Here is a 25,358-nt window from a genome sequence, read left to right as displayed (position 1 = left end):
AATACCCGCGACATGACGTCATCCGATGAATAAGGGCAACTCTGCTGACGGTTTTCATGACCGCAATGAATTCCGCTCCGTACGCGCCGAGAGATCGGATGTATGAGGAAGTGTGCGTCGCCCGGCCAGGCCTCGACCGCCCGGACATCGCGGCGGCCTGCTTGCCGCTGAGGAGCTCGTCGGCGAGGCCGGCATCAGCAGTAGGAGCGGGGGATGTGTTCCTCCCGGTGCCACCAGAAACGCTCGCGGGCAGGTCGGGCAGGTCGGGCAGGGCGGCGTTGTCGACGGCCGTCCGACTCTGCTTCGTCGTGGCCGTCAGGACGACGTTGCCTGATGTGGCATCAGTCAGCCGAGCTCCGCCGCGCTCACTGAATACGTCCCGTGACGGACACGACCCCGCGGTCAAGGGCTGGCGTGGCGGGCCCGTGAGCTGTGTAGGCGGCGACTCGGGAGTGTTGAAGCCAGTCTGGGGCGGGCCTTCGCCGTGTGCCAGCCGTGGCGTGTCAGCCGCGGTGTGTCAGCGCAGCAGGAGCTGCGCGATCGCGATGACGCCGACGGCGATGATGACGGCGCGGAGAGCGGTGGGCGGGAGGCGGCGGCCGACCTTGGCGCCGATCTGCCCGCCGAGGGCGGAGCCGACGGCGATCAGCAGGACCGCCGTCCAGTCGAACTCGGCGACGAAGAGGAAGAAGCAGGCGGCGACGCCGTTGACGACGGCTCCGAGGATGTTCTTGACCGCGTTGACGCGTTGCAGGTCCTCGTCGAGGAACAGGCCCATCAGGGCGAGGTACAGGACCCCTTGGGCGGCGCCGAAGTAGCCGCCGTACCCGCTCGCGAGGAGCAGTCCGACCAGGAGGACGGGTCCGCCGTGCGGGCGGGAGGTGATGCCGTTGTTCTCGCGGCGGCGTTGTACGGCTCTGGCGAGGCGTGGCTGGAGCAGTACGAGGACGAGCGCGAGGGCGATCAGTACGGGGACGATCGTGTCGAAGGCCTCGGAGGGCAGGGCGAGCAGCAGGATGGCGCCGCCGAGTCCGCCGATGAGGGCGGTGAGGCCGAGGACGAGTGCGCGGCGGCCCTGTCCGCGGAGTTCAGCGCGGTAACCGATGGCTCCGCTTATGGAGCCGGGGACGAGGCCGAGGGCGTTGGAGACGTTGGCGGTGATCGGCGGCAGCCCGGTGGCAAGCAGTACCGGGAAGGTGATCAGGGTGCCGGAACCGACGATGGTGTTGATCGTGCCCGCTCCGATGCCGGCTGCGAGGATGGCCAGTGCTTCCCAGATGGACAACGCCATCTCCTTACATGCTCAGTGTGTCGCCTCCCCGCCGCGCGGCAGGCGGTCGAGGGGCTCGCACTGATCATGCACGATCAAGCGCATGGCCCAGCGTGCATCTATGGATCGATGCCTGGTCGTGGCTCAGGTCGGGGAGTTGGGCAGAGCTTCGGCAGCGACTTTGCCGAGCCGGAGTGTGTCGATGGCGGTGGCTTGCCGTGTCGACTCGGACGCCTTTAGCGATGCCGGACTCCTTGCGTGACCCCCGTCTGCCTGGACTGGGTGTGCACAGCGGAGTCTGTTTGGCGTCGGCGAACGCACTGGCGGAGCCCAGTTCGCGGCCCGAGCGGACGCGTTGATCAGCGCGATGTCCGCCCGGATGTGCAGCCTTCCACGTCCACGGCGATCCCGAGACCGGCGTCCCTCCGTTCGTTGACGGTCGACGTGGGGAATCGGCTGATCGTCGGCACTTCTTCCCGGTCAGCGGCCGGTTCTCGGGCGGTCTCTTGTCGTCGCCGGGTGGCGTCGTGTTGTCCTCACGCGTCGATCGCGAGGTCTTCCAGCGGTTTTGAGCAGCAGAGCAGGATCTTGTTCTGGGTGATCTCGCGTGGCCGGATGCCCCCGTTGTGCTGCATGTCGACGGAGCCGGAGAGCAGGGTCGTCTTGCAGGTGCCGCACATGCCCTGCGCGCACGAGGCCGGCAGGCTGAGGCCGGCTCGGGACGCGGCGGCGAGGAGCGAGGTGTCGGCGTCGCACTCGATGGTGCGTCCGCTGCGGGTGAACTCGACCTTGAAACCGGCACTCGTGTCGGCGGCGGGCGAGGCGCCGGCCGCCGCGGTCGGCCCCTCGAAGGTGAAGCTCTCTTCGTGGTAGTGGTCCATGTCGAGGCCCGCGTCCGACAGCATGCGTCGTACGGCGGCCATGTAGGGGGCGGGTCCGCAGGTGAAGACCTCCCGTTCGAGGAGGTCCGGCGCGACCTGCCGGAGCGTCTCGATCGTCAGTCGGCCGAGAGCAGCAGCTCCGCCATGCTCTCCGCGCTGCAGAACGCCATCGCGAAGAAGAAGCCGATCCTGGTCACCCTGTGGCGACCGCACTGGGCGTACGCCAAGCTGCCGCTGAAGGTCCTCAAGGACCCCGAGGGCGCATACGGCGACCCCGACAAGGTCCAGGCCATCGCCCCCAAGGGCTTCGCCGCCGACCACACCGAACTGGCCGGCTGGCTCAAGAACTTCAAGCTGACCTCGGCCCAGCTGGGCAGCCTGGAACTGCTGCTTCAGAAGAAGGGCTCGGGCCACGAGCAGGAGGCCGCCAAGGAGTGGATCGACGCGAACAGGACACTGGTCGACTCCTGGCTGAAGTGAGCCGACAGAACTGAATCCAATTCAAATCAGGTGGTCGTGCGGTGCAGATGGGTTGACCATGTCCCGGCACCTCGGTGCCGCCCAAGGTAATAGCCCGGTCAGGCCGTACCTCTCGCAATCCCTGCCCGCGCGTATAGCCTCCACCCCGGCTTTTCGTTCCCGCTTCTCAAGAAAACCCGTGCACTAGGGCTAGCTGCACTGAGTTCAGTTCTGTACCGTCCCGGGCGTCGGCAGGGTACGGGTCCGTGCCGTGGGAATCCGTGGGAAGGAGAGTCGGAGGATGAGTGCCACTCAGCAGCCCGCCAAGTCAGGGGCGGAGTCAGCGGCGTACGGTCCGCGCACTGTGCGCCGTGCGATGCTCGCCGGGAGTCTGGGCACCCTGATCGAGTACTACGACTTCAGTGTCTATGGCTATCTCGCCGTAGTGATCGCTCCGCAGTTCTTCCCGAGCGACGATCCGGCCGCCTCGCTCCTGGCGGCGCTCGCGGTGTTCGCCACCGGCCTTGTGGTGCGGCCGGTCGGTGGCGTGTTCTTCGGGTGGCTGGGCGACCGATGGGGGCGTCGCAAGGCGCTGGTGTCCTCGGTGCTGTGCATGGGAGTGGCCAGCAGCATCACGGGACTGCTGCCGACCTACAGTCAGATCGGTGTGGCCGCCGCTGTGCTGCTCCTCCTCACCCGGCTGGTGCAGGGCATCTCCACGGGTGGCGAGTCGGTCGGTGCCTACACCTACATCTACGAGTCGGCGCCGCCCCGGCGCAGGGCCTTCCTCGGTGCCGTCACGCCCATCGGCTCCAACCTCGGGTTCATGTTCGCGGCTGCCACGGCCGGTGTGATCTCCGCGCTCGCCACCAAGGACCAGATGGCCGACTGGGGCTGGCGGCTGCCCTTCCTGATGGCCGTGCCGCTCACGCTGTTCTGCCTGTGGGCACGGTTGCGGATCGAGGACACCCCGGAGTTCGAGGAGGCCGCACGGCGCGCCGACATCCCCACGGCTCCGATCAGGGAGGTCCTGTCCACCCACCGTGCGGCGCTGCTGCAGTCCATCGGCCTGTCCATGGCGCAGGGCGGCGCCATCTTCCTCGGCCTGACGTACATCGGTATCCATCTCTCGAACGACCTGGGGTACGACTCCACGCAGGTGCTCTGGCTGAGTGCGGGCGTCGTCCTCGTCACCGTGCTGCTCATGGTGCCGGCCGGCTGGCTCGCCGCCCGGTTCGGCTCCCGTCGCATCCTGCTGTTCGGGTTGCTGGGATTCCTGGTGACCGCCTACCCCGCGATGATGCTCATGGGCCGGCACAGCCTGGCCCTCGCCGGCCTGGCCTACCTGCTCTTCATGCTGAGCAGCGCGTTCGTGCAGGTTCCGGCGGCCAGTCTGTGGCCGCATCTGTTCGAACGCCGGGTCCGCTACACCGGGATGGCGATCGGGTACAACATCGGCACTGTCCTCGCGGGCGGTACGGCTCCGTACATCGCGACCTTCCTCGTCCAGAGGACCGGGAACCTGCTCTCCCCGGCGTTCTTCGTCATGCTGGTCTGCCTGATCGGAATCGGTGCCCTGCTCACCGTCCGCAAGGATGTGTGACGCCGGCCGTCCTGGGCGCGCACCCTTGACGCCCACGCTGACGTCGACGCCGGCGACCGCGTATCTGGTCCCGGCGCCGAAGTCGGCGTAGCTTCAGCGGTTCAGCGTGCGGTCCAGCCTCCGTCGACGTAGAGCTCCGAGCCGGTCATGAAGCCCGCGTCATCCGAGGCGAGGAACGCCACGGCGGCCGCCACCTCCTCGGTCGTGCCGAGTCGGCCGAGCGGGGTGCCCTCGATCATCGCGGTGAGGCGTGGCGTGCCCTGCCACAGTTCCCGCGACAGGGGCGTCTCGATGAAACCGGGATGCAGCGAGTTGACCCGTACACCGCGCCCGCCCCAGTGCAGTGCGGCGTTCTTGGTCATCAGGCGTACGGCGCCCTTGGCCGCGTGGTACGAAAACTGGGCACCGAAGCCGCCGACGGTACCGAAGATCGAGGCGATGTTGACGATGGAGCCGCCGCCGGAGCGTTCGATGGCCGGGCCGCCGTGCTTCATGCCGAGCCACACTCCGGTCTGCGTCACCCCGATCACCCGGTCCCAGGTCTCCCGGGTCTCGGTCTCCACCGTGCCCATCGCGGCGATCCCCGCGTTGTTGACCAGCACCGACAGGCTTCCCAGGCGGTCGGTCACCTGGGCGACGACCGTCTCCCAGGCTGTCTCGTCGGTGACGTCCAGGCGCAATCCCAGGGCGCCGCCCGGCAGTTCCCCGGCGAGCTTCTCGCACTGGTCCGCGTCGAGGTCGGTGACCACGACGGTCGCGCCCTCGGCCGCCAGCCGTCGCGAGATCGCCTCGCCGATGCCTCCCGTGGCACCGGTCACCAGCGCCACCTTTCCCGAGAGCCGGTCTTCCCTCACCACTGCTCACACCCCTTCTCAGGTACGCGGCACATCAGTTGCACGGCACTTCGGTCGACAGACCGGAGCGCAGCAGTGCGGGCACCGCCGAGCCGACCCGGTCGAAGCCTGGGCCGACGGTCTGCCCGGCGAGGTGGCGGGCGTGGATGCCCTCCGCGATGACCGCCAGCTTGAAGTACCCGAGGGCCCGGTGGAAGGGCAGCGCCGACACATCGCGGCCGGATCGCGCTGCGTACCGTTCCGCCAGCTCGGGTGCGGAGAGGAAGCCAGGGTTGGCCGCCGGGACGTGCCCTCCGCCGAGCACCGGCTCGCACGCCGGGTCCCAGTAGACGAGGAGCAGGCCGAGGTCGGCGAGTGGATCGCCCAGTGCGGCCATCTCCCAGTCGACGATCGCGGCGATCCGTCCCGGGTCGTCGGCGCTCAGGATGACGTTGTCCAGCCGGTAGTCCCCGTGCAGGACCGCCGACGCGGCGCCGTCACCGTCGTCCCGCACCACGGGCAGTCCCCGTTCCAGCTTCCTGTGCAGCGCGTCCAGTTCGGGCAGTTCACGGGTGGCGACCCGGTCCCACTGGCCGCGCCATCGCCGCACCTGCCGCTCCACATACCCGGCCGGGCGCCCGAATCCGCCCAGCCCGGTCTCGTACGGATCGACCGCGTGCAGCGCGGCCAGTTGATCGACCAGCGCCTCGGAGCACCGTCTCGCATCGTCGGCGGAAAGCCCGGCCGCCCGTTCGACGTCCCGCAGCACTTCGCCGTCGACGAAGGAGACGACGGTGAACGGCGCGCCGATCACCGACTCGTCCGTGCAGGAGAGCACGGTCCGCGGCACGGGAACATCGGTGGCGGCGAGCGCGGCCATGACGCGGTACTCGCGGTCCATGTCGTGCGCGGTCGGGGTCAGCGTGCCCAGCGGTGGCCTGCGCAGCACCCAGCGGTGTGTGCCGTCGGTCACGAAGTACGTCAGATTGGAGCGTCCACCGAGCAGCAGGCGGACGTCCAGAGGGCCGGCGCACTGCGGGACCTCGCGCTCCAAGAAGCGCTGCAGCGCGGGCAGGTCCACCCCGGCCACGGTGGCGTCGCCGGTCGCCGTCACCGCACACCCCCTCGCTCCCGTGCGGCCCGGACCGCGCGCTTGGCGATGGCCCAGCGGTGGGTCTCCGACGGCCCGTCATAGACGCGGAACGGCCGCACCTCCCGGTAGAGGGCGGCCAGCGGCGTGTCCTCCGAGATGCCGAGCGCCCCGCAGATCTGCACCGCGCGGTCCACGACCCGGCCCACGGCCTCCGACACGAAGGTCTTCGCGATGGAGGTGTGCTGGGCGCCGGACCTGCCCTGGTCGAGTTCCCAGCAGGCACGCCAGAGCACCGCCCGGCTCGTCTCGATGTCGATCTCCGAATCGGCCAACTGCTGCTGCACCATGCCGAGTTCGGCCAGCGGCCCGCCGAAGGCAGTACGCGCGGCGGCCCGGTCCAGGGCGATGCCCTGCGCCCGGCGGGCCACTCCGAGCCACCGCATGCAGTGGGTCAGGCGAGCCGGTCCGAGACGCACCTGCGCGTACTCGAATCCCTTGTCGGCCTCGCCGAGTACCGCGTCGTCGGTCACCTCGCAGTCGTCGAAGGCGAGTTCGCTGTGACCGGCGAACAGGCCCCGGTCCAGGGTGCCGATGTTCCTGACCACTTTCATGCCCGGGTTGTCGGCGCCGACCAGGAACATGGTCGCCCCGCCCGGATCACCGGGTTCACCGCTCGTGCGGGCCATACAGATGGCGAACGCGGCCCCGTCCGCCCCGCTGATGAACCACTTGCGGCCGTTGATCCGCCATCCGCCCGGGACCCGGACCGCCCGTGTGGCCAGCGCCCGCGGGTCGGAGCCGGCGCCGGGGGAGGGCTCGGTCATCGCGAAGCACGACCGCGTCTCACCGGCCGCCAGGGGAGCGAGAAAGCGAGCTTTCTGTTCCTCGGTCGCGACCGCTTCGAGCAGATGCATGTTGCCCTCGTCGGGCGCCGCGCAGTTGAGGGCCAGAGGGCCCAGCAGCGAGTATCCCGCCGCCTCGAAGACGACCGCCTGACCACGCAGATCCAGACCGAGCCCGCCCCATCGCTGCGGAACATGCGGGGCGAACACCCCCGCCGCTCGGGCCGCTTTCTGCAGATCACGCCGCAACAACTCGGGGCCCGCGTGCACGTCCCCTTGGCAGTCCTCCTCCGCCGGCAGAACGGTGTCCCGGACGAAATCGGCGGTCCGCCGCGCGATGTCGTCGACCTGCCGGTCGACATCGAACTCGATGGCCATACGGCCCCTCTCACAGCTTCTCGAAGATGTCGGAGCCCGCTACCGACATGGCCACGAAGACACCCGCCGACGTCACCAGCGTCATGACGAGCGCGATGGCCGCGACCAGCGGGTAGGAGCCGTTGGCCCAGTAGTCGAACAGGATGGTGCCCATGACCTGCGTCGTCGGTGCCCGTACCAGCAGCGACGCGGTGAACTCGTGGGTGAGCAGCACGAACATCAGCGCTCCTGCACCCGCGAGTGTCGGGCGCAGCAGCGGCAGCACGATCTCGGTGTTGGTGCGCAGCGCGCCCGCGCCGCTGGTACGCGAGGCCTCCAGGTACGTGTCGCCGAGGGCCACCATTCCGGACAGTTGCATCCGGGTGGCGAAGGGCAGCATCAGGGTCACGTAGACGAGGACGATCACCGTCCGGGTGCCGTACAGGATGAACGGCTCGCGGCTGTACGTCAGCAGGAAGCCGGCGCCGAAGACCACTGCGGGGATTCCGAGGGGCATCGCCACGATGAAGTCGACCGCGGCACGGATGATGCGGAACCGGCGCCCCTTGAGCAGCAGTGAGGCGGCGATGAAGCCGAGCGGCAGTGCGATGGCGACGGAGATGACCGAGGTGGTGAGGCTGTTGACGATCGCGTCGGTGATCCCCGACTCCTGGAACACGCGCCGGAAGTTGTCGAGCGTGAACCCGCTCGGTTCGATCCTGCCGCTCCAGAAGGCGGAGAGCGATACGACGATGAGCGCGCCCAGGGGCAACGCCAGCGCCACCAGGCCGTAGAGGAGGATGCCGGTGACAGCCACCCACGACGGCCGTCCGCCGGACCGGAACGCCTTGCCGCCGTGTGTGACGAAGCGGCTGTGGTCGCCGAGGATCACCTTCTGGAAGAGGACGACGGCGATGCCGAAGAGCAGCAGGGGTGAGCCGATCGCGGCGGCCCTGCCGTAGTCGACCGGGCTCTGCGACACGGCGACGTACATGTCCGTGGTGAGCACGTTGACGCCGTTGTTCCTGCCGAGCAGCAGTGGTCCCGTGAACTGGCCGAGTCCAAGGAGCAGGGCAACGAAACCCCCGTACACCAGGACTGGGCGCAGCAGCGGCAGTGTCACCCGGAAGAACACACCGGCCGGCGACGATCCGCTCATCTGTGCCGCCTCGATCAGCTCCGCGTTGATGTTGCCGAAGCCGGCGCTGACGAAGAGGTAGACGAAGGCGGTCAGGCCGAAGCCGGTGATGAGGACGATCCACGGCAGTGTGTAGATGTCGACGGGGCCTTCGTCGAGATGGTCCCACCAGGGCAGGTTGCGCAGCGCCGCGTTGAGGTAGCCGGGACGCGGCGAGAACAGGAACGCCCAGCCGGTCACCGCGGCCACGGCCGGCACCACGATGGGCAGGACGGGCAGGACGCGAAGCAGCCGCAGGCGGGGTGGCAGGCGGGTCGCCGCCCAGGCCAGGAACGTGCCGAGGACGAGTGCGATGCCCAGCGAACCCAGCGCCATACCGGCCGTCGTGCGCAGCGTCTCGGCCATGTCCGGGCTGTCGAAGGCGGCGCTGTAGCCACGGGCGTCGTCCTCGAAGGCCAGCCGTTGCAGGCCCACCAGCGGAGCGATCACCAGGTAGCCGATGGCGGCCAGGAAGACGAGCGCGCCGAGGCGCGGCAGATGGCGCCGCGCACGGGTCAGTGTTGTCGGGCGAGGCGGGGCCGGGGGCGGCGATCCCGTCGTGGGGGAGGGAGCGGGAGAGGGGGCGGGTACGGCTGGTGCGGCCACGACGTCACGTCCCCACTGTCGCGGCGGGGGCGTGCCCGGCTGTCCGTACCCCGTCGGCGTCGTAGTAGATGGCCATGTCATTGGCGAACCATGCGGTGACACGCTGGCCGCGCGACAGACTCCGGGCCCATGGTTTGCCCGTCAGCGGCGCCCGCGCGTGCAGGCGGCTGCCCGCGATGGTGACGACCACGTCCATATGACGTCCGCCGAACTGCGCGTCGACGACCTCCGCCGGGAGGCCGACGCTGTGGGCCGGCGGTTTCTCCCCGGCGGGACAGAGCTGAAGGTCGTCGGGGCGCAGCCGGGCGGCGACCTCGCTGTGCGAGCGGGGCACCGGGAGTTCGTCCACCACCGTCTGGCTTGCCGCGCCCGCCTGGCCGTCGGCGTCTGAGGGGGAGGCGAGGGCCCAGCCCTCGCCCTGGCGCCGGAGCGGAAGCCGGTTCGACATCCCGATGAAGCCGGCGACGTACTCGGTGGCGGGTTCCTCGAAGACCCGCTCCGGCGTGTCCAGTTGCTCGATCCGGCCCGCCTTCATGATTGCCAGGCGGTCGCCGAGCGCCAGCGCCTCGCTCTGGTCGTGGGTGACGAACACGGCGGTGAAGCCCAGGCGTGCGTGCAACTCGTGCAGTTGGGCGCGCACCTGGTCGCGCAGCCGGGCGTCGAGGTTGCTCAGCGGCTCGTCGAAGAGCACCAGGTCGGGCTGGGCGGCCAGGCCGCGGGCCAGGGCGACCCGCTGCTGCTGGCCGCCGCTGAGCTGCGCGGGATAGCGGTCGAGCAGGGCGGCGCAGTCGACGAGCTCCGCCGCCTCCTCGATCCGAGTCCGCGCCTGGTCACGGGGCACCCGTCTGGTTCGCAGGGGATAACCGATGTTGCGGCGCACTGTCATGTGCGGCCACAGCGCGTACGACTGGAACACCATCCCGATCCGGCGTTTGTTCGGAGGGAGGTTGACCTTCCCCCGTACATCCAGCACTGTCTGGTCGCCCAGCGAGATGCGTCCCTCGTCGGGCGTCTCCAGACCGGCCAGACAGCGCAGAGTCGTGGTTTTCCCGCAGCCGCTCGGGCCGAGCAGAACGATGAACTCGCCCGGCTCGATCTCCAGCGACAAGTCGTCCACCGCGACAGCCGGCGGCTTGCCGGCGAACCTTTTCGTCAGACCCTCGATGCGCACGTGGGACACGGGGGACTCCTCACATCCAAAGACCGAGTGAGTGGGCACCGTCGGGGTGGGTGCCCACACTGCTGTGCACCGGTACTGGCCGATGCACCCACCGCCCCTACTGGAAGAGGGACTTCCACTTCTTCTGGTACGCGGCTACGGCCTCCGGAGTGAGCTTGGCCGGATCCTGCACCCGTACCTTGTCGTTGGTGATCACTGTGCCGGGAACCTTGGGCAGCACCGAGCCGGCGGACGGCGTGATCAGCTCCTGACCCTCGGCGGTCACCATGAAGTCGGCGAACAGCTGGCCGGCGTTGGGGTGCGGTGCGGTCGACAGCACCATGCCGTAGTACCGGGCGCCCCACACGCCGTCCGGCGGCATGCGGTAGTCGACCGGTGCACCCTTTTTCTTGGCGGGATCGAGCGTGATAGGTGCTACGAAGCTTCCGGCGGCGATCTCGCCGGACTGCATCGCCTCGCCCATGGGCAGGGCGCTGGGGTAGATGCGGGGCTTCTGGGCGGCCAGCTTCTTCACGAAGTCGGCGCCGTACGTCTCCTCCAGCCACAGGTAGAAGTCGACGATCGAGGGCGCGGTCGGCTCGATGACGCCGATCTTTCCGCCTGCGAGGGACGGGTCGAGCAGGTCCGGGTAGTCGGTCAGCCCTTGGGAGTAGAGCTTGGTGTTCCAACCGAACGTGAGCACGGCGGAGTTGGTCTCGAAGTAGTTGCCGTCGTGGACGTACTGCTTGGCGTCGTAGTCGCCCTTGCCGGTGAGTTCAGGACCGGTCGGCGCCAGGAACCGCTTGGCCTCGGCCTGCGGCTTCACCCAGGACAGGCTTGCGCTGACGTACATGTCGGCGATGCCCTTGCCGGTGTTGAACTCCGTCTCGACCTTCACCCCGAGGTCACCGTCGACACCCCGGACGGTCTTGACGTCGATCCCGGGGTACTTGGCCTCGAAGGCTTTTGCGAGGTTGTTGAGGGCGGTCAGATCCTGGGCCGAGTAGACGGTGAGCTGTCCTTCTTTCTTCGCTGCGGCGACCAGCTCGTCCATGCCCGCCGACGCGGGCACGACCTCGGATTCGGCGTTGTTGGCGTTGCCGCCGCCGCATGCGGCGACCAGCAGTGTGGTGATCGACAGCAGGATGAGCAAAGCCCCGCGCCGTCGCGGATCTGATCTCATTCTCGGCTCCCTTGGGTGAACCGGCCCCCGGCCGAACCGGCGCACAACCGAGCGGACTTTGCGCTGGACGGTGGCCGAGTGGCCAAGATTTCGTGGAAATTACCAAACTGAACTCGGTTAGGCAATAGAATGCGCAGCCACGTGATGAATGCGTTGGCGGGAGGTTCGGGGGAGTCGCGCGCCGCGCCTTTGCGACATCGGTTGTGCGCAGTGGTGAGCGGGCGATTGCTGGTCTGTGCGGGGTGGGCCGGGGGCGGCCCGGCGCTCGGCCGGGCAACCTCGCAGGGGCAGATGCTGGGCTTATTTCAGTTCAGTTCGGCGGGCAGTACGGTACTGGGCTCGGTACGCCCGGGCGCCCTGCGGGCCGGCCTCAGCCGACGGTGTTCTCACGATGCGTGCCGCCATCGATCCGCACAAGCGTCTTACCGGTGTTGTCGCCTCGCAGTAGCCCCGCCAGTGCCAACGGCGCCTGCGGCAGCCCGTCGACGATCGTTTCGCGGCAGCGGAGGCGGCCATCGCGGAACCATGCGCCTGCTTGCCGTGTCATCTCGGGCAGTAAATGGGTGTGGCCGCTGGCGCGGAAGCCGCGAATCGTCAGGCCCTTCGTCACCGCCAGCATGAGGTTTCCGGGGCCGTGCGGCGGCTCGTGCGCCGCGTACTCCGAGATCATGCCGCAGATCGCGACGCGGCCCGACCTCCGCAGCGCGCCGAGGGCGGCCTCGAGATGGTCTCCGCCGACGTTGTCGAAGTACACGTCTATGCCGTCCGGGGCCGCCTCGCGCAGAAGGTCGGGGAGCGCGCCGCGCTTGTAGTTGAACGCGGCGTCCAGACCGAGCTCCTCCAGGAGGTGGCGCACCTTCTCGTCGGAACCGGCGCTGCCGATGACACGATGCCCGCGGATCTTCGCCATCTGCGCGGCGAGGCTGCCGACCGCGCCGGCCGCCGCGGACACCCACACGACGTCGCCGTCGCGCAGGCCCGCGGCCTGGAAGAGACCGGCGTAGGCGGTGAGTCCATTGGCGCCGAGCGCACCGAGGTAGATCTGAGGAGGTGCCACGTGTACGTCGAGCTTCGTGAGCGTGCCGACACCGCCGAGCGCCTGCTTCTTCGCCTCCACGACCGAGTAGTCGCGCCAGCCGGAGGCGTGCCACACCGTGTCACCGGGGGCGAACCCGTCGGCGCGGGACTCGACGACCTCCCCGACGGTCATGATCCCGTCCATCGGCTCTTCGAGAGGGAAAGCCGGGAAGTATCCCGGTGGCGCCGTCTCCCTGAGCCGCAGCCGGAGGGCGGCGTCGACGGATGTCCACGTGTTCCGGACCAGCACCTCGCCCGGCCGCGGTCGCCGTACCCCGACCTCGACGACGCGAAAATCCGACGCCCGGACCTCGCCGCGGGGATACGCGACCGGCCAGACCTCACGGCCGGTCACTGCCGTGTCTTCCCGGGGCGCGTGACCCGGTCCGGCCCGGGTGTACGTCCGGTCGTCCATGTCAGCCACGGCGCTCCTGCCCATGGGACGCGGCGCGAAGCGTCGCTGTGGCGGCCGCGGTGAGTCCGAGGGCCGACGCGATGCCGCCGGCATAGGCCCGGTGCCACAGGCCTCCGGTGTCCGAACCGGCCGCGAGGAGGCCTTCAACGGGCTCGCCGTCCGCTCCCAGAACCCGTGCCCGGTCGTCGATGCGGATCCCGTGGAACGGGAAGGTGATGGCGGGCACCGTCTCGACGACGTAGTCGACCCTTTGGTGGTCCGGCATCCGCACTCATCCCTTCAGTGACATACCAGCGGCGATACCAACCTGGCCTAGCCCTACTTGTCCTCCGACGCATGGGCGTGCCCGACGTGGCCGATGGTCTGGCCGCCGTCCACGAGGAACTCGCCGCCCGTGGTGTAGGAGGCGTCGTCGCTCGCGAGGAAGAGCACCATGCGGGTGACCTCCTCGGGCTCTCCGATGCGCGGTACCGGCTGACGGGCGAACAGCTCGGGCGAGGCACTCTCACCCATGGGCGTACGGATGACGCCCGGATGCACGGAGTTGATGCGTACGCCGCTGCCCGCCATGTCCAGCGCGGCGGCCTTGGTCATCCCCCGCACTCCCCACTTGCTCGCCACATAACCGATGCCGTCGGCGAACCCCGTGAGGCCGGCGGCCGAGGAGATGTTGACGACCGCGCCGTGGCCGCGGGCGCGCATGCCGGGGAGGACGGTGTGCATGCCGAGGAAAGCGCCGACCAGGTTGACGTCGAGGATCCGGCGGAAGTGCTCGGGCGACTGTGCTTCCACGCCGCCGAAGTGAATGATCCCCGCGTTGTTGACCAGGACATCCACCGGGCCGAGGGTGTCCTCGACCGTGCGGACGACGGACTGCCACGCGCCTTCGTCGGTGACGTCGAGGTGGCAGTAGTGCGCGTGGGGGAGTTCCTCGGCCAGGCCCTTCCCCTCGTCGTCCAGTAGATCGCAGACGGCGACCCGGGCGCCCTCCGCGGCCAGTCCGCGGGCCTGCGAGGCGCCCATGCCCCGGGCCCCACCGGTGACGATCGCGACCTTTCCGTCGAAGCGCATCCCGAGCTTCCCTTCGGTTGGGAGTGGTCAGAACTGTGAGGAGTGGTCAGAGGAGGGCAGCGAGCTGGCCGTGCGCCTGGTCAGTCGGGGACGAGCACGGCCCGCCCCCGCACCTGGCCTCGGCGGAGCCGGCCGATGGCCTCCGCTGCGGCGGACAGCGGCAACCGCTCCGTCTCGACGTGGATCGCCCCCGAGCGTGCCAGCGCGACGACCTCGGTGAGTTCGGGTCGGGTTCCCCAGAAGGGCAGGGAGAGCCTGAAGCCAGGCGGGAGAACGCCCGGCTTGGAGACCGTGAGGCGGCCGCCTCCGCTGCCCACGACGGCGAGTTCACCACCCGGGCGCAGGATGCCGGTCGCGAGTTCCAGCGTCTGCCCGTTGCCGACGAAGTCGAGCACGGCGTCCGCTCCCGCGCCACGGGTCTGCCCCCTCAGGACACGGGCGGTGTCCGCCCGCGCCAGCGTCCCGAAGTCCGCTCCCGAGCGGTCCGCGAGAGTCAGGGCGTCTTCCCGGGTGTCGACCGCCAGTACGCGGGTCGCTGTGGTCGCGCGGAGGATCTGCACCGCAAGGTGGCCGAGCCCGCCGATGCCGATGACGGCGGTGGTGGTGCCCTCCCCGAGCGCGTGCCGGAGTCCGGCCACGGCGTGGTAGGACGTCAGGCCCGCGTCGGAGAGCGGAGCCGCCTGATCGGCCGTCAGGTCGCCGATCGGCACCAGATGGCGGGCGGACGGCACGAGCACGTACTCGGCCATGCCGCCGTCCCGGCCGAGTCCCGCCCCGTGCCAGGCGAGGGTGTCGCGCCGGTCGCAGTAGTTGTCCCGTCCCGCGGCGCAACGGTCGCAGGAATCGCAGCCCCACGGTCCGTAGAGCACCACGCGTTGGCCGGCCTCCACTCCGTCGGCGTCCGGTCCCCATGCCGTCACCCGGCCGGCGACCTCGTGCCCGAGCGTGAACGGCAGCCGGTAGGGGAGCGCCCCCGCAGCCGCGTCGATGACGTGCAGGTCGGAGTGGCACAGCCCGGTGGCTTCGACCCGTACCAGCACTTCGGCGCCGCGGGGGACGGGTTGCTCGACCTCGGTCGGCTCCGGGGCTTCGCCCCACGCCGTCAGCCGCAGTGCCTTCATCTTCACCGTCCCGGGTCTTGTCAGCCCTGCGGGCGTCACGGTAACAGAGGTGAAGTCAGTTCAATAGATGTGATTCGACCGCAGTGGTTCATCAGTACGGGGAGCGGATGAGGGAGGCCGGTTTGACGCGCAGGGACGTGCAGACGAACAGGTTCGCCGGCAAGGTCGCGATGGTGACGGGCGCCGGCTCCGGCATGGGGGCGGCGATCGCCCGGCAGCTGGCCGCGGAAGGGGCGCGAGCCGTCGTCCTGGCGGACGTGAACGCCGACGGCGCCACGGCCGTCGCCAAGGAGCTGCCCGCCGCTCGGGCGGTCGCACTAGACGTGGCGGACGGAGCGGGTGTCGACGCCGCCGTCCAGGACGTACTGCACCGGGACGGACGTCTCGACGTCCTGGTGCACGCGGCCGGGATCGACGACCCCGAGGCCAAACAGCGCATCGCGGACGCGCTGGTCGAGGGGCGGCCGGTCGAGGTCACCGACTCCCTCGACGACACCTCCTGGCGGCGCGTCATGCGGGTCAACCTGGACGGAACCTTCCATGTGCTGCGCGCCGCGGTGCGGGCCATGCGACCGTTCGGGGCCGGGGCGATCGTGGTGATCGGCTCGTCGTCGGCCTTCGACGCGCCCGTCGGCTATCCCCACTACTCGGCCTCCAAGGCGGGTGTGCACGCACTGAGCCAGGCCGTGGCCAAGGAGGTCATCGTGTCCGGGATCCGCGTGAACGTGGTGGCACCGGGGCCGACGGAGACGGGAATGGCGGCGCGTACGCCCGACGCGCTGCGTGCCGGATTCGCCGACCCTCGGGTACGGCCGTACGCGACACCCGAGGAGATCTCTGACATCGCCCTCTTCCTCGCGAGCGATGCCGCGGCGAACCTGGTCGGCGCGGTGCTGCTCGCCAACGGCGGCCGGTTCACCGCCTGAGCGGGTTCCGGTCCGATCTGCCGTGTCGGGAGCCGCGAGTTGGGAGCCGAAGGCGCCCGAATCAACTCGTGCACGGGTCTTGCCTGCCTCGAAGGTCGATGTTTATGTTCGTGAATTGAGTTCAGTTTGTAGCTCTGTTGCGGGCTCTGGGCTCTCGGCTCAAAGCTCTCCGGCACACGAGCACGATGGAGACCCCCATGCACCGTCGCCACCCCGAGATCGACCCCCAACTGCTGTCCGAAACCGACGAACAGCGGCAACTGCGCATCGTTCTGAGGGACTTCCACACCGAGGCGAGCGGTCCCGAAGACGTGCGCAAGCATCTGGCCACCCCGCGCGGATACGACGAAGTGCTCTGGGCGCGGCTCGCGGGCGAGATCGGGGTCCACGGGCTGGCCGTTCCGGAGGAGTACGGCGGCTCGGGCTTCACGTTCGCCGAACTGGCCGTAGCCCTGGAGGAGTCCGGGCGCGCCCTGTACTGCGCACCGCTGCTCCCCACGGTGGCCCTCGCCGCCCACGCCCTGCTCTACAGCGGCGACCGTGAAGCATGCGAACGCTACCTGCCGCGGATCGCCGACGGCACGCTCACGGCGACCGTGGCCGGGTTCGACGCGTGCGAGCCCGGGGTCACCGCCGAGCAGGGTGCCCCGGGCTGGCTGCTGCGCGGCCGAGCGGACTTCGTGCTGGACGGAGCCGGAGCGGATCTGATCCTCGTACCAGCCCAAACCCCCGCCGGGCAGCGGCTGTTCGCCTGTGAGCCCCCGCCGGACACCTGTCGGCGGACTCCGCGGCGCGTCCTGGACGAGACGCGCCGCCAGGCGCTGGTGGAATTCCGCGGCGCCCCGGCCACCGCCGTGGGGACGGTGGAGGGCACCGAAGCCACCGTCTCGGCGACCCTCGACACCGGGCGGGCCGCGCTGGCGGCCGAACAGGTCGGCGGCAGCGGGCACGCGCTGGACGCCACGGTCGAATTCGTCGCACAGCGCCACCAGTTCGGACGCCCCATCGGTTCCTTCCAGGCCGTCAAGCACCGCCTGGCCGACGTGCTCGTCGCGCTGGAGGCGGCACGCTCGGCGTCCGCGTACGCGACCGCCTGTACCGCCATCACCTCGCCGCAGCTTCCGGTGGCCGCCTGCGCCGCCGCCGTGGTCTGCTCCGAGGCCTTCCGCCTGGCCACGGCCGAATACGTCCAACTGCACGGCGGCATCGGCTTCACCTGGGAGCACCCGGCCCATCTGTACCTGCGCCGCGCACGCAGCAGCGAGGTGCTGTTCGGCACGACGGACGGGCACCGGGTCCGACTCGCCGAACTCATCGGTCTGGCTGCCCGCTCCGCCGCCTGAACGGGCCAAGAGGACAGCGAAGAGAGCCGTATGACGCCAACCCCACGCCCCCCACTCGCCCTCGCCACACCCTTCACACTCGGCGGACTCACCCTCCGCAACCGCCTCGTCGCCACCGCCCACGCCACCGCCGCCGTCACCGACGGGGCTCCCACCGAGACCGATGCGGCCTACTGGCGGCGCCTGGCCCAGGGCGGCGCCGGCATGGTGATCACCGGAGGCACCGCTGTGGCCCCCGAGTCGACGCTGCCGCAGCGTTATCTGACCGAAGCATGGCGCCCCGAGATCAAGGACGCCGTACGCCGCCGCGCCGAGGCCATTACCGACGGGGGTGCCGTGGCCGTCGCACAGCTCGTCCACCTCGGCCGGGAGACACTGGGCGCCGGCACCTATTACGCGCCGGTCTCCGCCGCGGCCGTCCGCTCGCCCCGCGAGGCGACCGCGCCGCATCCGCTGAGCACCGAGGAAGTACGCCGCGTCGTCGACGCCTTCCGGATCTCGGCGGCGAACAGTGTGCAAGCCGGATTTCACGGCGTGGAACTGCACGCCGGTCACGGCTATCTGCTCGCCCAGTTCCTCTCCCGGGCCAACAACACCCGCGACGACGAGTACGGCGACCGCATCGCCCTGTCCGCCCAGGTGATCGACGCCATCCGCACCGAGATCGGCGAACTCCCCATCGGCGTACGGGTGTCGGTGGAGCCCGGCGCGGGCTCCGGACTCGGCCTGGACGACCTGCTCGAGCTGCTGCCGCGCCTGTGCGCCGCCGCGCCCTTCGCGTACGTCAACATCACCACCGGCGTCCGCAACACCTACGTCCCCGGCATGGCCACCACCCGCCCGCCGCTGCTGGAGTCCGTGGCCCGGCTCCGCTCGGCCGTCGCACTGCCGCTCCTGGTCAGCCAGGGTTTCCGGTCGGTCACGGACATTGAGCGTGCGCTGGATTCGGGAGCCGATCTGGTCGGCATGGCCCGGCCGTTCATCGCCGACCCCGACTTAGCCCGCAAGGTGATCGCGGGCGACGAGCGATCCGTACGCCCCTGCACGGGTTGCAACGAGGGCTGCCGGACCTTCGAGCCCACCGGGTCGTGCTCGGTGAACCCCGATCTCGGCCCACCGGGAGCCGCCGGCCGCCCGGCCGCCCCGCTGCTGCTCACCCGGCCGGCCGAACCGTTGCCGCGCACCCTGGCGCCCACCTTGCCGGACTCCCGCGGCGGACCTGTCGCAGTCTTGGGAGCGGGCCCCGCCGGCATGGAGTGCGCGATGGCACTCGCCCGATCCGGCGCCGAGGTGACCGTCTTCGACACGGCCCGGGAAGCCGGCGGTCAGGCGCGCCTCGCCTCCCTCGCCCCGCATCGCTCCGGCTGGCAGAAGTTGGTCGTCTACCAGCGCGAGCAGCTTGCCGCTCTCGGCGTGCGAGTGCTGCTGGGCACCTTCCCGGGGGCGGACGACATGGCGGCGTACACCCAGATCGTGCTCGCCACCGGCACGGAGGAAGTGCCCGTCCTCGTGCCGGGCGAGCTTCGGACGCTCACCAGTACGGAATTCCTGCGCCGGTACGCGGACGTCGTACCGGAAGCACCCGGGGTCGCCGTCCTCGATGACGGTTTCGGCTGGTGGCAGGGCATCAGCGCGGTGGAGAGCGCGCTGGCGGCCGGCGCACGGGAGGTCACCGTCATCACCCCCGGCACCGGTTTCGCGACGGGCCTGTCGCCGGAGAACCGCACCCAGCTGATGAACCGGCTCACCGGTGCGCCTTTGCGCGTCTTCGCGATGAGCACAGTGACCTCGACGACAGCCGACGGCGTGCGCCTGCGCCATGTGCTGGACGGTCAGCAGACGCACCTCGCCGCCGACGTCCTGGTCACCGTCGGTGAACGCCGCCCGCGCCGCCCCGACTTCACCCCGGCCGCCCACCAGACCGTCCGCGCGGTCGGCGACTGTGTCGTGCCGCGCCGCATCGCGCACGCCGTCGCGGAGGGACGCGCGGCCGCGGAGGCCGTCGCCGCGCGGGCCGCGCAGGGCCTGTGACGATCCGCGCGCGGGCAACGGCCGCGTACCGCGCCGATGCCGGCACTTCTGACCGCGTGCGCTCGGAGCGATGCCCTGTGCCCCACTGCGCGACCGGCCGGCGCCGAGCACATCTCTTCCCCCAGAACGTTTCCACCGCAGTGTTTCCGCGTTTCACGTTTCCGCAGAGAGGCAGTCACCGCATGGCACACGACTACGACCGCATCCTCATCGGAGGGCGGCTCACCGCCCCCTCCACCGACCGCTTCGCGCAGGTCGTCTCGCCCAGCACCGAGGAGGTCATCGGCCACGTCCCCCTGGCCTCCACGGCGGACATCGACGACGCCGTCGCCGCGGCCCGGCAGGCGTTCGACACCGGCCCCTGGCCGACGTGGACCGTGCACCAGCGCGCCGCGGCCCTGCGCGACCTCGCCGACCGCCTCGACACGCGCGCGGCCGAACTGGGCGGTCTGGCCATCGCCGAGACCGGCAGCCCGCGCGGCTTCGCCGAGGGCTACTTCGCCGTCGCACCCTCCAACTACTTCCGTTTCTACGCCACCCTGGCCGAGGGATTTGCCTTCGAGGAGGAGCGGGTCGACGGACCGACCCGCACCCTGGTCGTCCGTGAACCCGTCGGCGTCGTCGTGGCCATCCCCGCCTGGAACGGTCCGCTCCCGCTGACCACCCAGAAGATCGCCGCCGCTCTCATGGCCGGCTGCACGGTCATCGTCAAGGTGCCGGTGCAGGACCCGCTGGCCTGCCATGTGTTCGCCGAGGTCGTCGCCGAGTCGGCCGTTCCCGAGGGCGTCATCAGCCTGTTCGCCGCCGATGCCGCGGAGAGCGAATACGTGGTCGCCCACCCGGGTGTGGACAAGGTCAGCTTCACGGGAAGCACCGCCGTCGGCGCCCGGATAGCCGAGGCCTGCGGTCGCGACATCCGCCGTGTGACGCTGGAACTGGGCGGGAAATCCGCGGCCATCGTGCTGGAGGACGCCGACATCGACGCCGTCGTCCCGGCCCTCGTGGGCTGCGGCGCCGCCTTCCTGCAGGGCGAGATCTGCACCGCCCAGACCCGCATCCTGCTGCCGCGCTCCCGGTACGCCGAGTTCACCGAGGCCCTGGCCCGCTACATGAGCGCCCTTCCCATCGGCGACCCGGCCGACCCCGCGACCGTGATCGGACCGCTGATCACCGAGGCGCACCGGGCACGTGTTGAGGAGTACATCGCCCTCGGCAGAAAGGAAGGCGCCACCATCGCCTGCGGCGGTGGCCGCCCCGCGGGCCTGACCACCGGCTGGTACGTCGAACCCACTCTCTTCACCGACGTCACCAACGACATGCGGATCGCCCAGGAGGAGATCTTCGGCCCCGTCGTCGTCGCCATCCCGCACGACGGCCCCGACCACGCGGTCGAGCTCGCCAACGACTCCCCGTACGGGCTCTCCGGAACCGTCTGGACCCAGGACGAGGAAGCCGCCCTCCGGATCGCCCGCCGTGTGCGCACCGGAACCTTCAGCATCAACAGCTACACCCTCGACATCAACGCCCCCTTCGGCGGCAGCAAGAAGTCGGGCATCGGACGCGAGAACGGCCCCGAAGGCCTCGACGACTTTCTCGAGCCCAAGTCGATCGCCCTGTCGGGGGCGCCCCTGAGCGGCTGAAACGCCCGCCTCCCGCCTGCGATTTCTTCACCTCCCGCATATCCCACATCTCTGGAGATCTCTTTCAGCTCTTTCATCTCCGTGAGCTTCCGTGAGCTCAAGTCCTTCGTCTCAAAGAAGAGAAGAGGTAACCATGGCGCGTCGCATAGTGGTGTGCGGCGGAGGTTCCGCCGGCGGGGTCCTCGCCGCCCGGCTGAGCGAGGAACCCGCGAACACCGTCACGCTCGTCGAGGCGGGCCCCGACTACCGCACCCCGGAGGAGACCGCCCCTGAGCTGCTCGACGCCAACCAGTTCGGGTTCACCACCCACGACTGGGCCTACGAGTCGGCCGACCAAGTCGTCGATGCCGACAGCATCCCGATGTTCGGAATCGTCGAGCAGGGCGTCGTGCCTGTCCTCCGCGGCAAGGTCATCGGAGGCTCCTCGTCCGTCAACGGTGCCAACGCTCTCCGGCCCACGCCCGAGGACTTCGCCCGCTGGACCGGACTGGGCAACGACCGCTGGTCCTGGGACCGGGTCCTGCCGTATCTGAAGAAGCTGGAGGACGATCCGGTCGGCGGGGAACTGCACGGCACGGGAGGCCCCGTACACATCGAGCGCTTCACCGAAGGGGACGGGCTGCGCCCGGTCATGTCCGCGTTCCTGGAGGCCTGTGCGCAGGCGGGGCACCCCGTCCGGCAGGACATGAACGGTGCCGACCGGCGTGGCGCGGGCCCGGTCCCCTTCAACCGCAAGGACGGCATCCGCCAGAGCTCGGCCCTCGCCTACCTCGGCCCGGCCCGTGACCGCGCCAACCTGACGGTACTGGGCGAACAGACCGTCGACCGCGTGGAGTTCACCGACGACGGCAGGGCCCGCGCGGTGGTCCTCGGCGACGGCACCCGCCTCGAAGCCGACCTGGTCGTCCTCTCCGCCGGAGCCGTCGGCAGCCCGGCGGTCCTGATGCGTTCCGGCATCGGACCGCGGCGGCTGCTCGAAGAGCTGTCCATCCCCGTGATCCAGGCCCTCGAGGGCGTGGGCAGGAATCTGCGCGACCACCCGATGGTGTACCTCACCTATGCCGTGGACGAGGAGGCTGTCGGCGAACTCCTCCCACCGCTGCAGACCGTGCTGGCCTTTTCCTCGGCAGGTGCCGGCAGTGGAGGCGAAGTCGACCTGCACGCGCTGCCCTTCACCATGGAACCAGGAGTGATGCTGGTGCCGCTCGGCCTGGTCCGTCCGTACTCGCTCGGCAGGGTGGAGATCTCCTCACGCGATCCTGAGGCCGCCCCGCGGATCCGGCTGGGCCTGCTGGACCACCCCGACGACGTGCGGCGCATGGTGGCCGGTATCCGCCAGGTCCGGCAGATCATCGGCTCGGGCCCACTGGAGAAGTACGTACGGGCGGAGCAGTGGCCCGGACCCGAGGCGACCACGGACGCCGACCTGACCCGGGCCGTTCTGCAGGGCAAGAACACCTACTGCCACGCCGTGGGCACCTGTGCGATGGGCGGTGCGGGAACCCCGGCCGCGGTGGTCGACGAGAGCGGCAAGGTACACGGCCTCGACGGGTTGTACGTCGTCGACGCTTCGATCATGCCGGACATTCCGGCGGTGCCGACCAACACCACCGTGATGATGATGGCCGAGCGCTGTGCGGACGAACTGCGCCGAGGCGACTGACCGCCGACATGCCCACGCCGTACGACCGCACCGTATGAGTGAGCCGACCGCCGGATGTCCGGCGGCCGACTCACCGGCATGGGAGGCCCCGCCCGTCGGTTTGAATCAGGTTCGGTTCGATCAACTGGCAGAAGTCTTTGGGTTTGTGTCCAGTCTGGCCTCACCTTTGGAACCTGGCTCGATCAAAGGGTTGACAGCGCACCTTCATCCTCGCAGACTCGTAGTGAATTCAGTTCAATTGGGAGGCTGAGATGGCAGTGGAAGACGAGATCCAGTTCGAGCGCGACGGCCACGTCGCCCGTGTGTGGCTCAACCGCCCGTGGAAGAAGAACTGCGTCACCGTGCCGATCCTCGACCGGCTCGACGAGATCATCACCGAGGTGGACGAGGACCCCGAGCTGCGGGTACTGGTGGTTCGTGGCCGCGGCGGCACCTTCTGCTCGGGCTTCGACCTCGACAGCCTGAAGGCGGACTACGTCGGCAAGTCGAACGCGATCGACGTCGCCGTGAAGTCCGCGAAGATATGCGACCGGCTCTACTCGATGAAGACCCCCTCGGTCGCGGTCCTGGAGGGCCACGTCACCGCCGGCGGCTTCGAGATCATGATCTCCTGCGATTTCGCCATCTCCGCGGACGACGCCAAGATCGGCGACTTCCACATCCGCCGTGCGCTGTTCGGCGGGGCGGGCCCCATCTACCGGGTGCCGCGCATGATCGGCATCCGCAAGACGAAGGAGCTGATGCTCACCGGCAAGCTCCTCTCCGGCATCGAGGCCGCCGAGTTCGGGCTCATCAACAAGTCCGCCCCGGCCGACGAACTGGACGCGACGGTCGAGGACTTCATCGGGGACCTCACCGACAAGAGCCCCTTCACGATGTGGCTCACGAAGATGACGATCGACCGCAGCCTGGACGCCGACACCCAGTCGTTGATGGTCATGGAGCACCTCGCCGTGGGCGTGGCGCTCAACTCCGAGGACGCGAACGAAGGTGTCTCGGCGTTCCTGGAGAAGCGCGAACCCAAGTGGCAGGGGCGCTGACCCGGATGGCCACGGATCCGCGGAGCCCGACCGACTCCGCCGGGCTCCAGGGCTCACGCTGCTCCGGCGACGGCTGCGCGGTGACGGTCTACCCCGCGGACGACGCGTGCCCCCGCTGCGGGGGACCGGCCGATCCGGCGGTCCTCCACGGCACGGGCACGCTGTGGACCTGGACGGTGCAGCGGTACGCACCCAAGTCGCCGCCCTATCAGGCCCCGCCCGGCGGCTTCGTGCCGTTCGCGCTCGGTTACGTCGATCTGGTGGAAGGCGTGCGGGTGGCTGCCGTACTCGAGGTCGACGACCTCGACGACGTTCGCATCGGTATGCCCCTCACCGTGACCGCGGGCCACGGGGTGCCGCGGGCCAGGCCCACGACCCCCGGCGAGGAGGGCTCATGAATACCGACGTCCTGGTCTGCGGCGCCGGGCGTACCCCGTTCGGCCGGTCGGAGGCGAGCGGTCGGGAGCTGGCCGTCGCCGCGGTGAACGCCGCGCTGGCGGACGCCGGGATCGAGTGGTCGCAGGTGCGGGCCGGGTTCGGTGGCAGTGACAGTGCCGGCCTCGCCGACACGCTGGTGGCCCAACTCGGCCTGACCGGAGTGCCGTTCATCAACGTCAAGAACGGCTGCGCCACCGGTGGCAGCGCGCTGGTCTCCGCCGTGAACGCGATCCGCTCCGGTATGGCTGACGTAGTCCTCGCGGTCGGCTTCGACAAACACCCGCGCGGCGCCTTCGACCCACGGCCAGAGGACTGGGGGCTGGGAGCGGAGTACGGCAGCGACGGGCTCATGGTGACGACCCAGTTCTTCGGCATGAAGATCCAGCGCTACATGTACGACCATGGCATCACGCCACAGACTCTCGCCCTGGTCGCCGAAAAGGCGTACCGCAACGGCGGTCTGACCCCTGAGGCATGGCGGCGCAAGCCGGTGTCAGCCGAGGAGATCCTCGACTCCGGCATGGTCAGCGATCCGCTGACCCGCTACATGTTCTGCTCACCAGGGGCCGGCGCCGCAGCGCTGGTGCTCTGCTCGCCCGAGGCCGCGCGCAGCCTGGACACCCTGGACGGCCCGCCGGTCGCCTTGCGCTCGGCGGTCGTACGCACCCGGCGTTTCGGGTCGTTCGAAGTCTTCAGCCCCTGGATCCCCGGCGGTCAGCTGACCAGCGTCAGCCGTGATGCCTCGGCCGCCGCCTTCGATGAAGCCGGGATCGGCCCCGGTGACGTCGACGTCTGCCAGCTGCAGGACACCGAGAGCGGCGCCGAGGTCATGCACATGGCCGAGTGCGGGTTCTGCGAGGACGGCGAGCAGGAGCGGCTTCTCGCCTCCGGTGCCACCGAGATCGGCGGGGTCCTGCCGGTCAACACCGACGGCGGCTGCATCGCCAACGGCGAACCCATCGGCGCCTCGGGGCTGCGCCAGGTCTACGAGATCGTCCAGCAACTGCGCGGACGGGCGGGCGAACGCCAGGTCCCGGGCGAGCCCAGGGTCGGCTTCACCCACGTGTACGGCGCCCCCGGGGTGAGCGCATGCACGGTGCTGTCCCGCTGAACGAACGTCACCGTTGAAC

The 25,358-nt window shown here is 69.9% G+C and carries 22 protein-coding genes; 10 read left to right on the top strand and 12 right to left on the bottom strand.

Annotation, left to right across the window (positions count from 1 at the left end; genetic code table 11):
- Positions 1 to 517: 517 nt before the first annotated feature.
- Both ABD357_RS08075 and ABD357_RS08070 read right to left on the bottom strand, forming a co-directional pair.
- Positions 518 to 1,291, bottom strand: a complete 774-nt coding sequence (locus ABD357_RS08075; protein WP_344388586.1) for a sulfite exporter TauE/SafE family protein — start codon at positions 1,289 to 1,291, stop codon at positions 518 to 520.
- 515 nt (positions 1,292 to 1,806) lie between these two features.
- The gene (locus ABD357_RS08070; RefSeq protein WP_344388584.1) at positions 1,807 to 2,193 is read right to left on the bottom strand and encodes a 2Fe-2S iron-sulfur cluster-binding protein; all 387 of its coding nucleotides are present in this window, start codon (positions 2,191 to 2,193) and stop codon (positions 1,807 to 1,809) included.
- A gap of 102 nt (positions 2,194 to 2,295) precedes the next feature.
- Between ABD357_RS08070 and ABD357_RS08065 the strand changes: the two genes are divergently transcribed.
- Together ABD357_RS08065 and ABD357_RS08060 are read left to right on the top strand one after the other, a co-directional pair.
- Positions 2,296 to 2,631, top strand: coding sequence for a glycine betaine ABC transporter substrate-binding protein (locus ABD357_RS08065; protein WP_344388582.1), 336 nt, complete (start codon positions 2,296 to 2,298; stop codon positions 2,629 to 2,631).
- 280 nt (positions 2,632 to 2,911) lie between these two features.
- A complete protein-coding gene (locus ABD357_RS08060; RefSeq protein WP_344388580.1) occupies positions 2,912 to 4,213 on the top strand; it encodes an MFS transporter in 1,302 nt (433 codons plus the stop codon).
- Positions 4,214 to 4,314: 101 nt separating this feature from the next.
- Here ABD357_RS08060 and ABD357_RS08055 read toward each other — a convergent pair whose 3' ends face one another.
- The 10 genes from ABD357_RS08055 to ABD357_RS08010 form a co-directional block, all read right to left on the bottom strand.
- Positions 4,315 to 5,067, bottom strand: coding sequence for an SDR family NAD(P)-dependent oxidoreductase (locus ABD357_RS08055; protein ID WP_344388626.1), 753 nt, complete (start codon positions 5,065 to 5,067; stop codon positions 4,315 to 4,317).
- A gap of 34 nt (positions 5,068 to 5,101) precedes the next feature.
- Positions 5,102 to 6,160, bottom strand: coding sequence for a phosphotransferase family protein (locus tag ABD357_RS08050; RefSeq protein WP_344388578.1), 1,059 nt, complete (start codon positions 6,158 to 6,160; stop codon positions 5,102 to 5,104).
- A complete protein-coding gene (locus tag ABD357_RS08045; RefSeq protein WP_344388576.1) occupies positions 6,157 to 7,359 on the bottom strand; it encodes an acyl-CoA dehydrogenase family protein in 1,203 nt (400 codons plus the stop codon). Before ABD357_RS08045 ends, ABD357_RS08050 begins: the two co-directional genes overlap by 4 nt.
- Positions 7,360 to 7,369: 10 nt before the next feature.
- The gene (locus ABD357_RS08040; protein ID WP_344388574.1) at positions 7,370 to 9,121 is read right to left on the bottom strand and encodes an ABC transporter permease; all 1,752 of its coding nucleotides are present in this window, start codon (positions 9,119 to 9,121) and stop codon (positions 7,370 to 7,372) included.
- Between the two features lie 4 nt (positions 9,122 to 9,125).
- The gene (locus tag ABD357_RS08035) at positions 9,126 to 10,301 is read right to left on the bottom strand and encodes an ABC transporter ATP-binding protein (protein WP_344388572.1); all 1,176 of its coding nucleotides are present in this window, start codon (positions 10,299 to 10,301) and stop codon (positions 9,126 to 9,128) included.
- Between the two features lie 97 nt (positions 10,302 to 10,398).
- Positions 10,399 to 11,463 carry an ABC transporter substrate-binding protein gene (locus ABD357_RS08030; protein WP_344388569.1) on the bottom strand — a complete coding sequence of 355 codons (1,065 nt, stop codon included), beginning with the start codon at positions 11,461 to 11,463 and terminating at the stop codon, positions 10,399 to 10,401.
- 370 nt (positions 11,464 to 11,833) lie between these two features.
- Positions 11,834 to 12,955 (bottom strand): NADP-dependent oxidoreductase, encoded by a 1,122-nt coding sequence (locus ABD357_RS08025; protein ID WP_344388625.1) that lies wholly within the window; start codon positions 12,953 to 12,955, stop codon positions 11,834 to 11,836.
- Between the two features lies 1 nt (position 12,956).
- Complete coding sequence (locus ABD357_RS08020; protein ID WP_344388567.1) at positions 12,957 to 13,220, bottom strand: FAD-binding protein; 264 nt, start codon at positions 13,218 to 13,220, stop codon at positions 12,957 to 12,959.
- A 53-nt stretch (positions 13,221 to 13,273) separates the two neighbouring features.
- Positions 13,274 to 14,026, bottom strand: a complete 753-nt coding sequence (locus ABD357_RS08015) for an SDR family oxidoreductase (protein WP_344388565.1) — start codon at positions 14,024 to 14,026, stop codon at positions 13,274 to 13,276.
- An 80-nt stretch (positions 14,027 to 14,106) separates the two neighbouring features.
- The gene (locus ABD357_RS08010; RefSeq protein ID WP_344388624.1) at positions 14,107 to 15,147 is read right to left on the bottom strand and encodes an NAD(P)-dependent alcohol dehydrogenase; all 1,041 of its coding nucleotides are present in this window, start codon (positions 15,145 to 15,147) and stop codon (positions 14,107 to 14,109) included.
- 122 nt (positions 15,148 to 15,269) lie between these two features.
- On the opposite strand from ABD357_RS08010, the gene ABD357_RS08005 reads away from it, so the two are divergent.
- The 8 genes from ABD357_RS08005 (at position 15,270) to ABD357_RS07970 (ending at position 25,339) form a co-directional block, all read left to right on the top strand.
- Positions 15,270 to 16,073, top strand: coding sequence for an SDR family NAD(P)-dependent oxidoreductase (locus ABD357_RS08005; RefSeq protein WP_344388563.1), 804 nt, complete (start codon positions 15,270 to 15,272; stop codon positions 16,071 to 16,073).
- Positions 16,074 to 16,270: 197 nt separating this feature from the next.
- Positions 16,271 to 17,416: an acyl-CoA dehydrogenase family protein gene (locus ABD357_RS08000; protein ID WP_344388561.1), complete on the top strand. Its 1,146-nt coding sequence runs from the start codon at positions 16,271 to 16,273 to the stop codon at positions 17,414 to 17,416.
- A gap of 30 nt (positions 17,417 to 17,446) precedes the next feature.
- Positions 17,447 to 19,447 carry an oxidoreductase gene (locus ABD357_RS07995; RefSeq protein WP_344388559.1) on the top strand — a complete coding sequence of 667 codons (2,001 nt, stop codon included), beginning with the start codon at positions 17,447 to 17,449 and terminating at the stop codon, positions 19,445 to 19,447.
- A 182-nt stretch (positions 19,448 to 19,629) separates the two neighbouring features.
- Positions 19,630 to 21,087, top strand: coding sequence for an aldehyde dehydrogenase (locus tag ABD357_RS07990; protein WP_344388557.1), 1,458 nt, complete (start codon positions 19,630 to 19,632; stop codon positions 21,085 to 21,087).
- A 133-nt stretch (positions 21,088 to 21,220) separates the two neighbouring features.
- Positions 21,221 to 22,750, top strand: coding sequence for a GMC family oxidoreductase (locus ABD357_RS07985; protein ID WP_344388555.1), 1,530 nt, complete (start codon positions 21,221 to 21,223; stop codon positions 22,748 to 22,750).
- A 251-nt stretch (positions 22,751 to 23,001) separates the two neighbouring features.
- The gene (locus ABD357_RS07980) at positions 23,002 to 23,790 is read left to right on the top strand and encodes an enoyl-CoA hydratase/isomerase family protein (RefSeq protein ID WP_344388553.1); all 789 of its coding nucleotides are present in this window, start codon (positions 23,002 to 23,004) and stop codon (positions 23,788 to 23,790) included.
- Positions 23,775 to 24,188, top strand: a complete 414-nt coding sequence (locus ABD357_RS07975; RefSeq protein WP_425584768.1) for a Zn-ribbon domain-containing OB-fold protein — start codon at positions 23,775 to 23,777, stop codon at positions 24,186 to 24,188. The genes ABD357_RS07980 and ABD357_RS07975 overlap by 16 nt, the downstream gene beginning before the upstream one ends.
- Positions 24,185 to 25,339: a thiolase family protein gene (locus ABD357_RS07970; RefSeq protein ID WP_344388551.1), complete on the top strand. Its 1,155-nt coding sequence runs from the start codon at positions 24,185 to 24,187 to the stop codon at positions 25,337 to 25,339. Before ABD357_RS07975 ends, ABD357_RS07970 begins: the two co-directional genes overlap by 4 nt.
- The last annotated feature ends 19 nt before the right edge of the window (positions 25,340 to 25,358 follow it).

The organism is Streptomyces vastus (assembly GCF_039532825.1).
Taxonomy (GTDB): Bacteria; Actinomycetota; Actinomycetes; order Streptomycetales; family Streptomycetaceae; genus Streptomyces; species Streptomyces vastus.
Note: the sequence above shows the minus strand (reverse complement) of the source record. Positions and strands in the feature narration are given on the sequence as shown.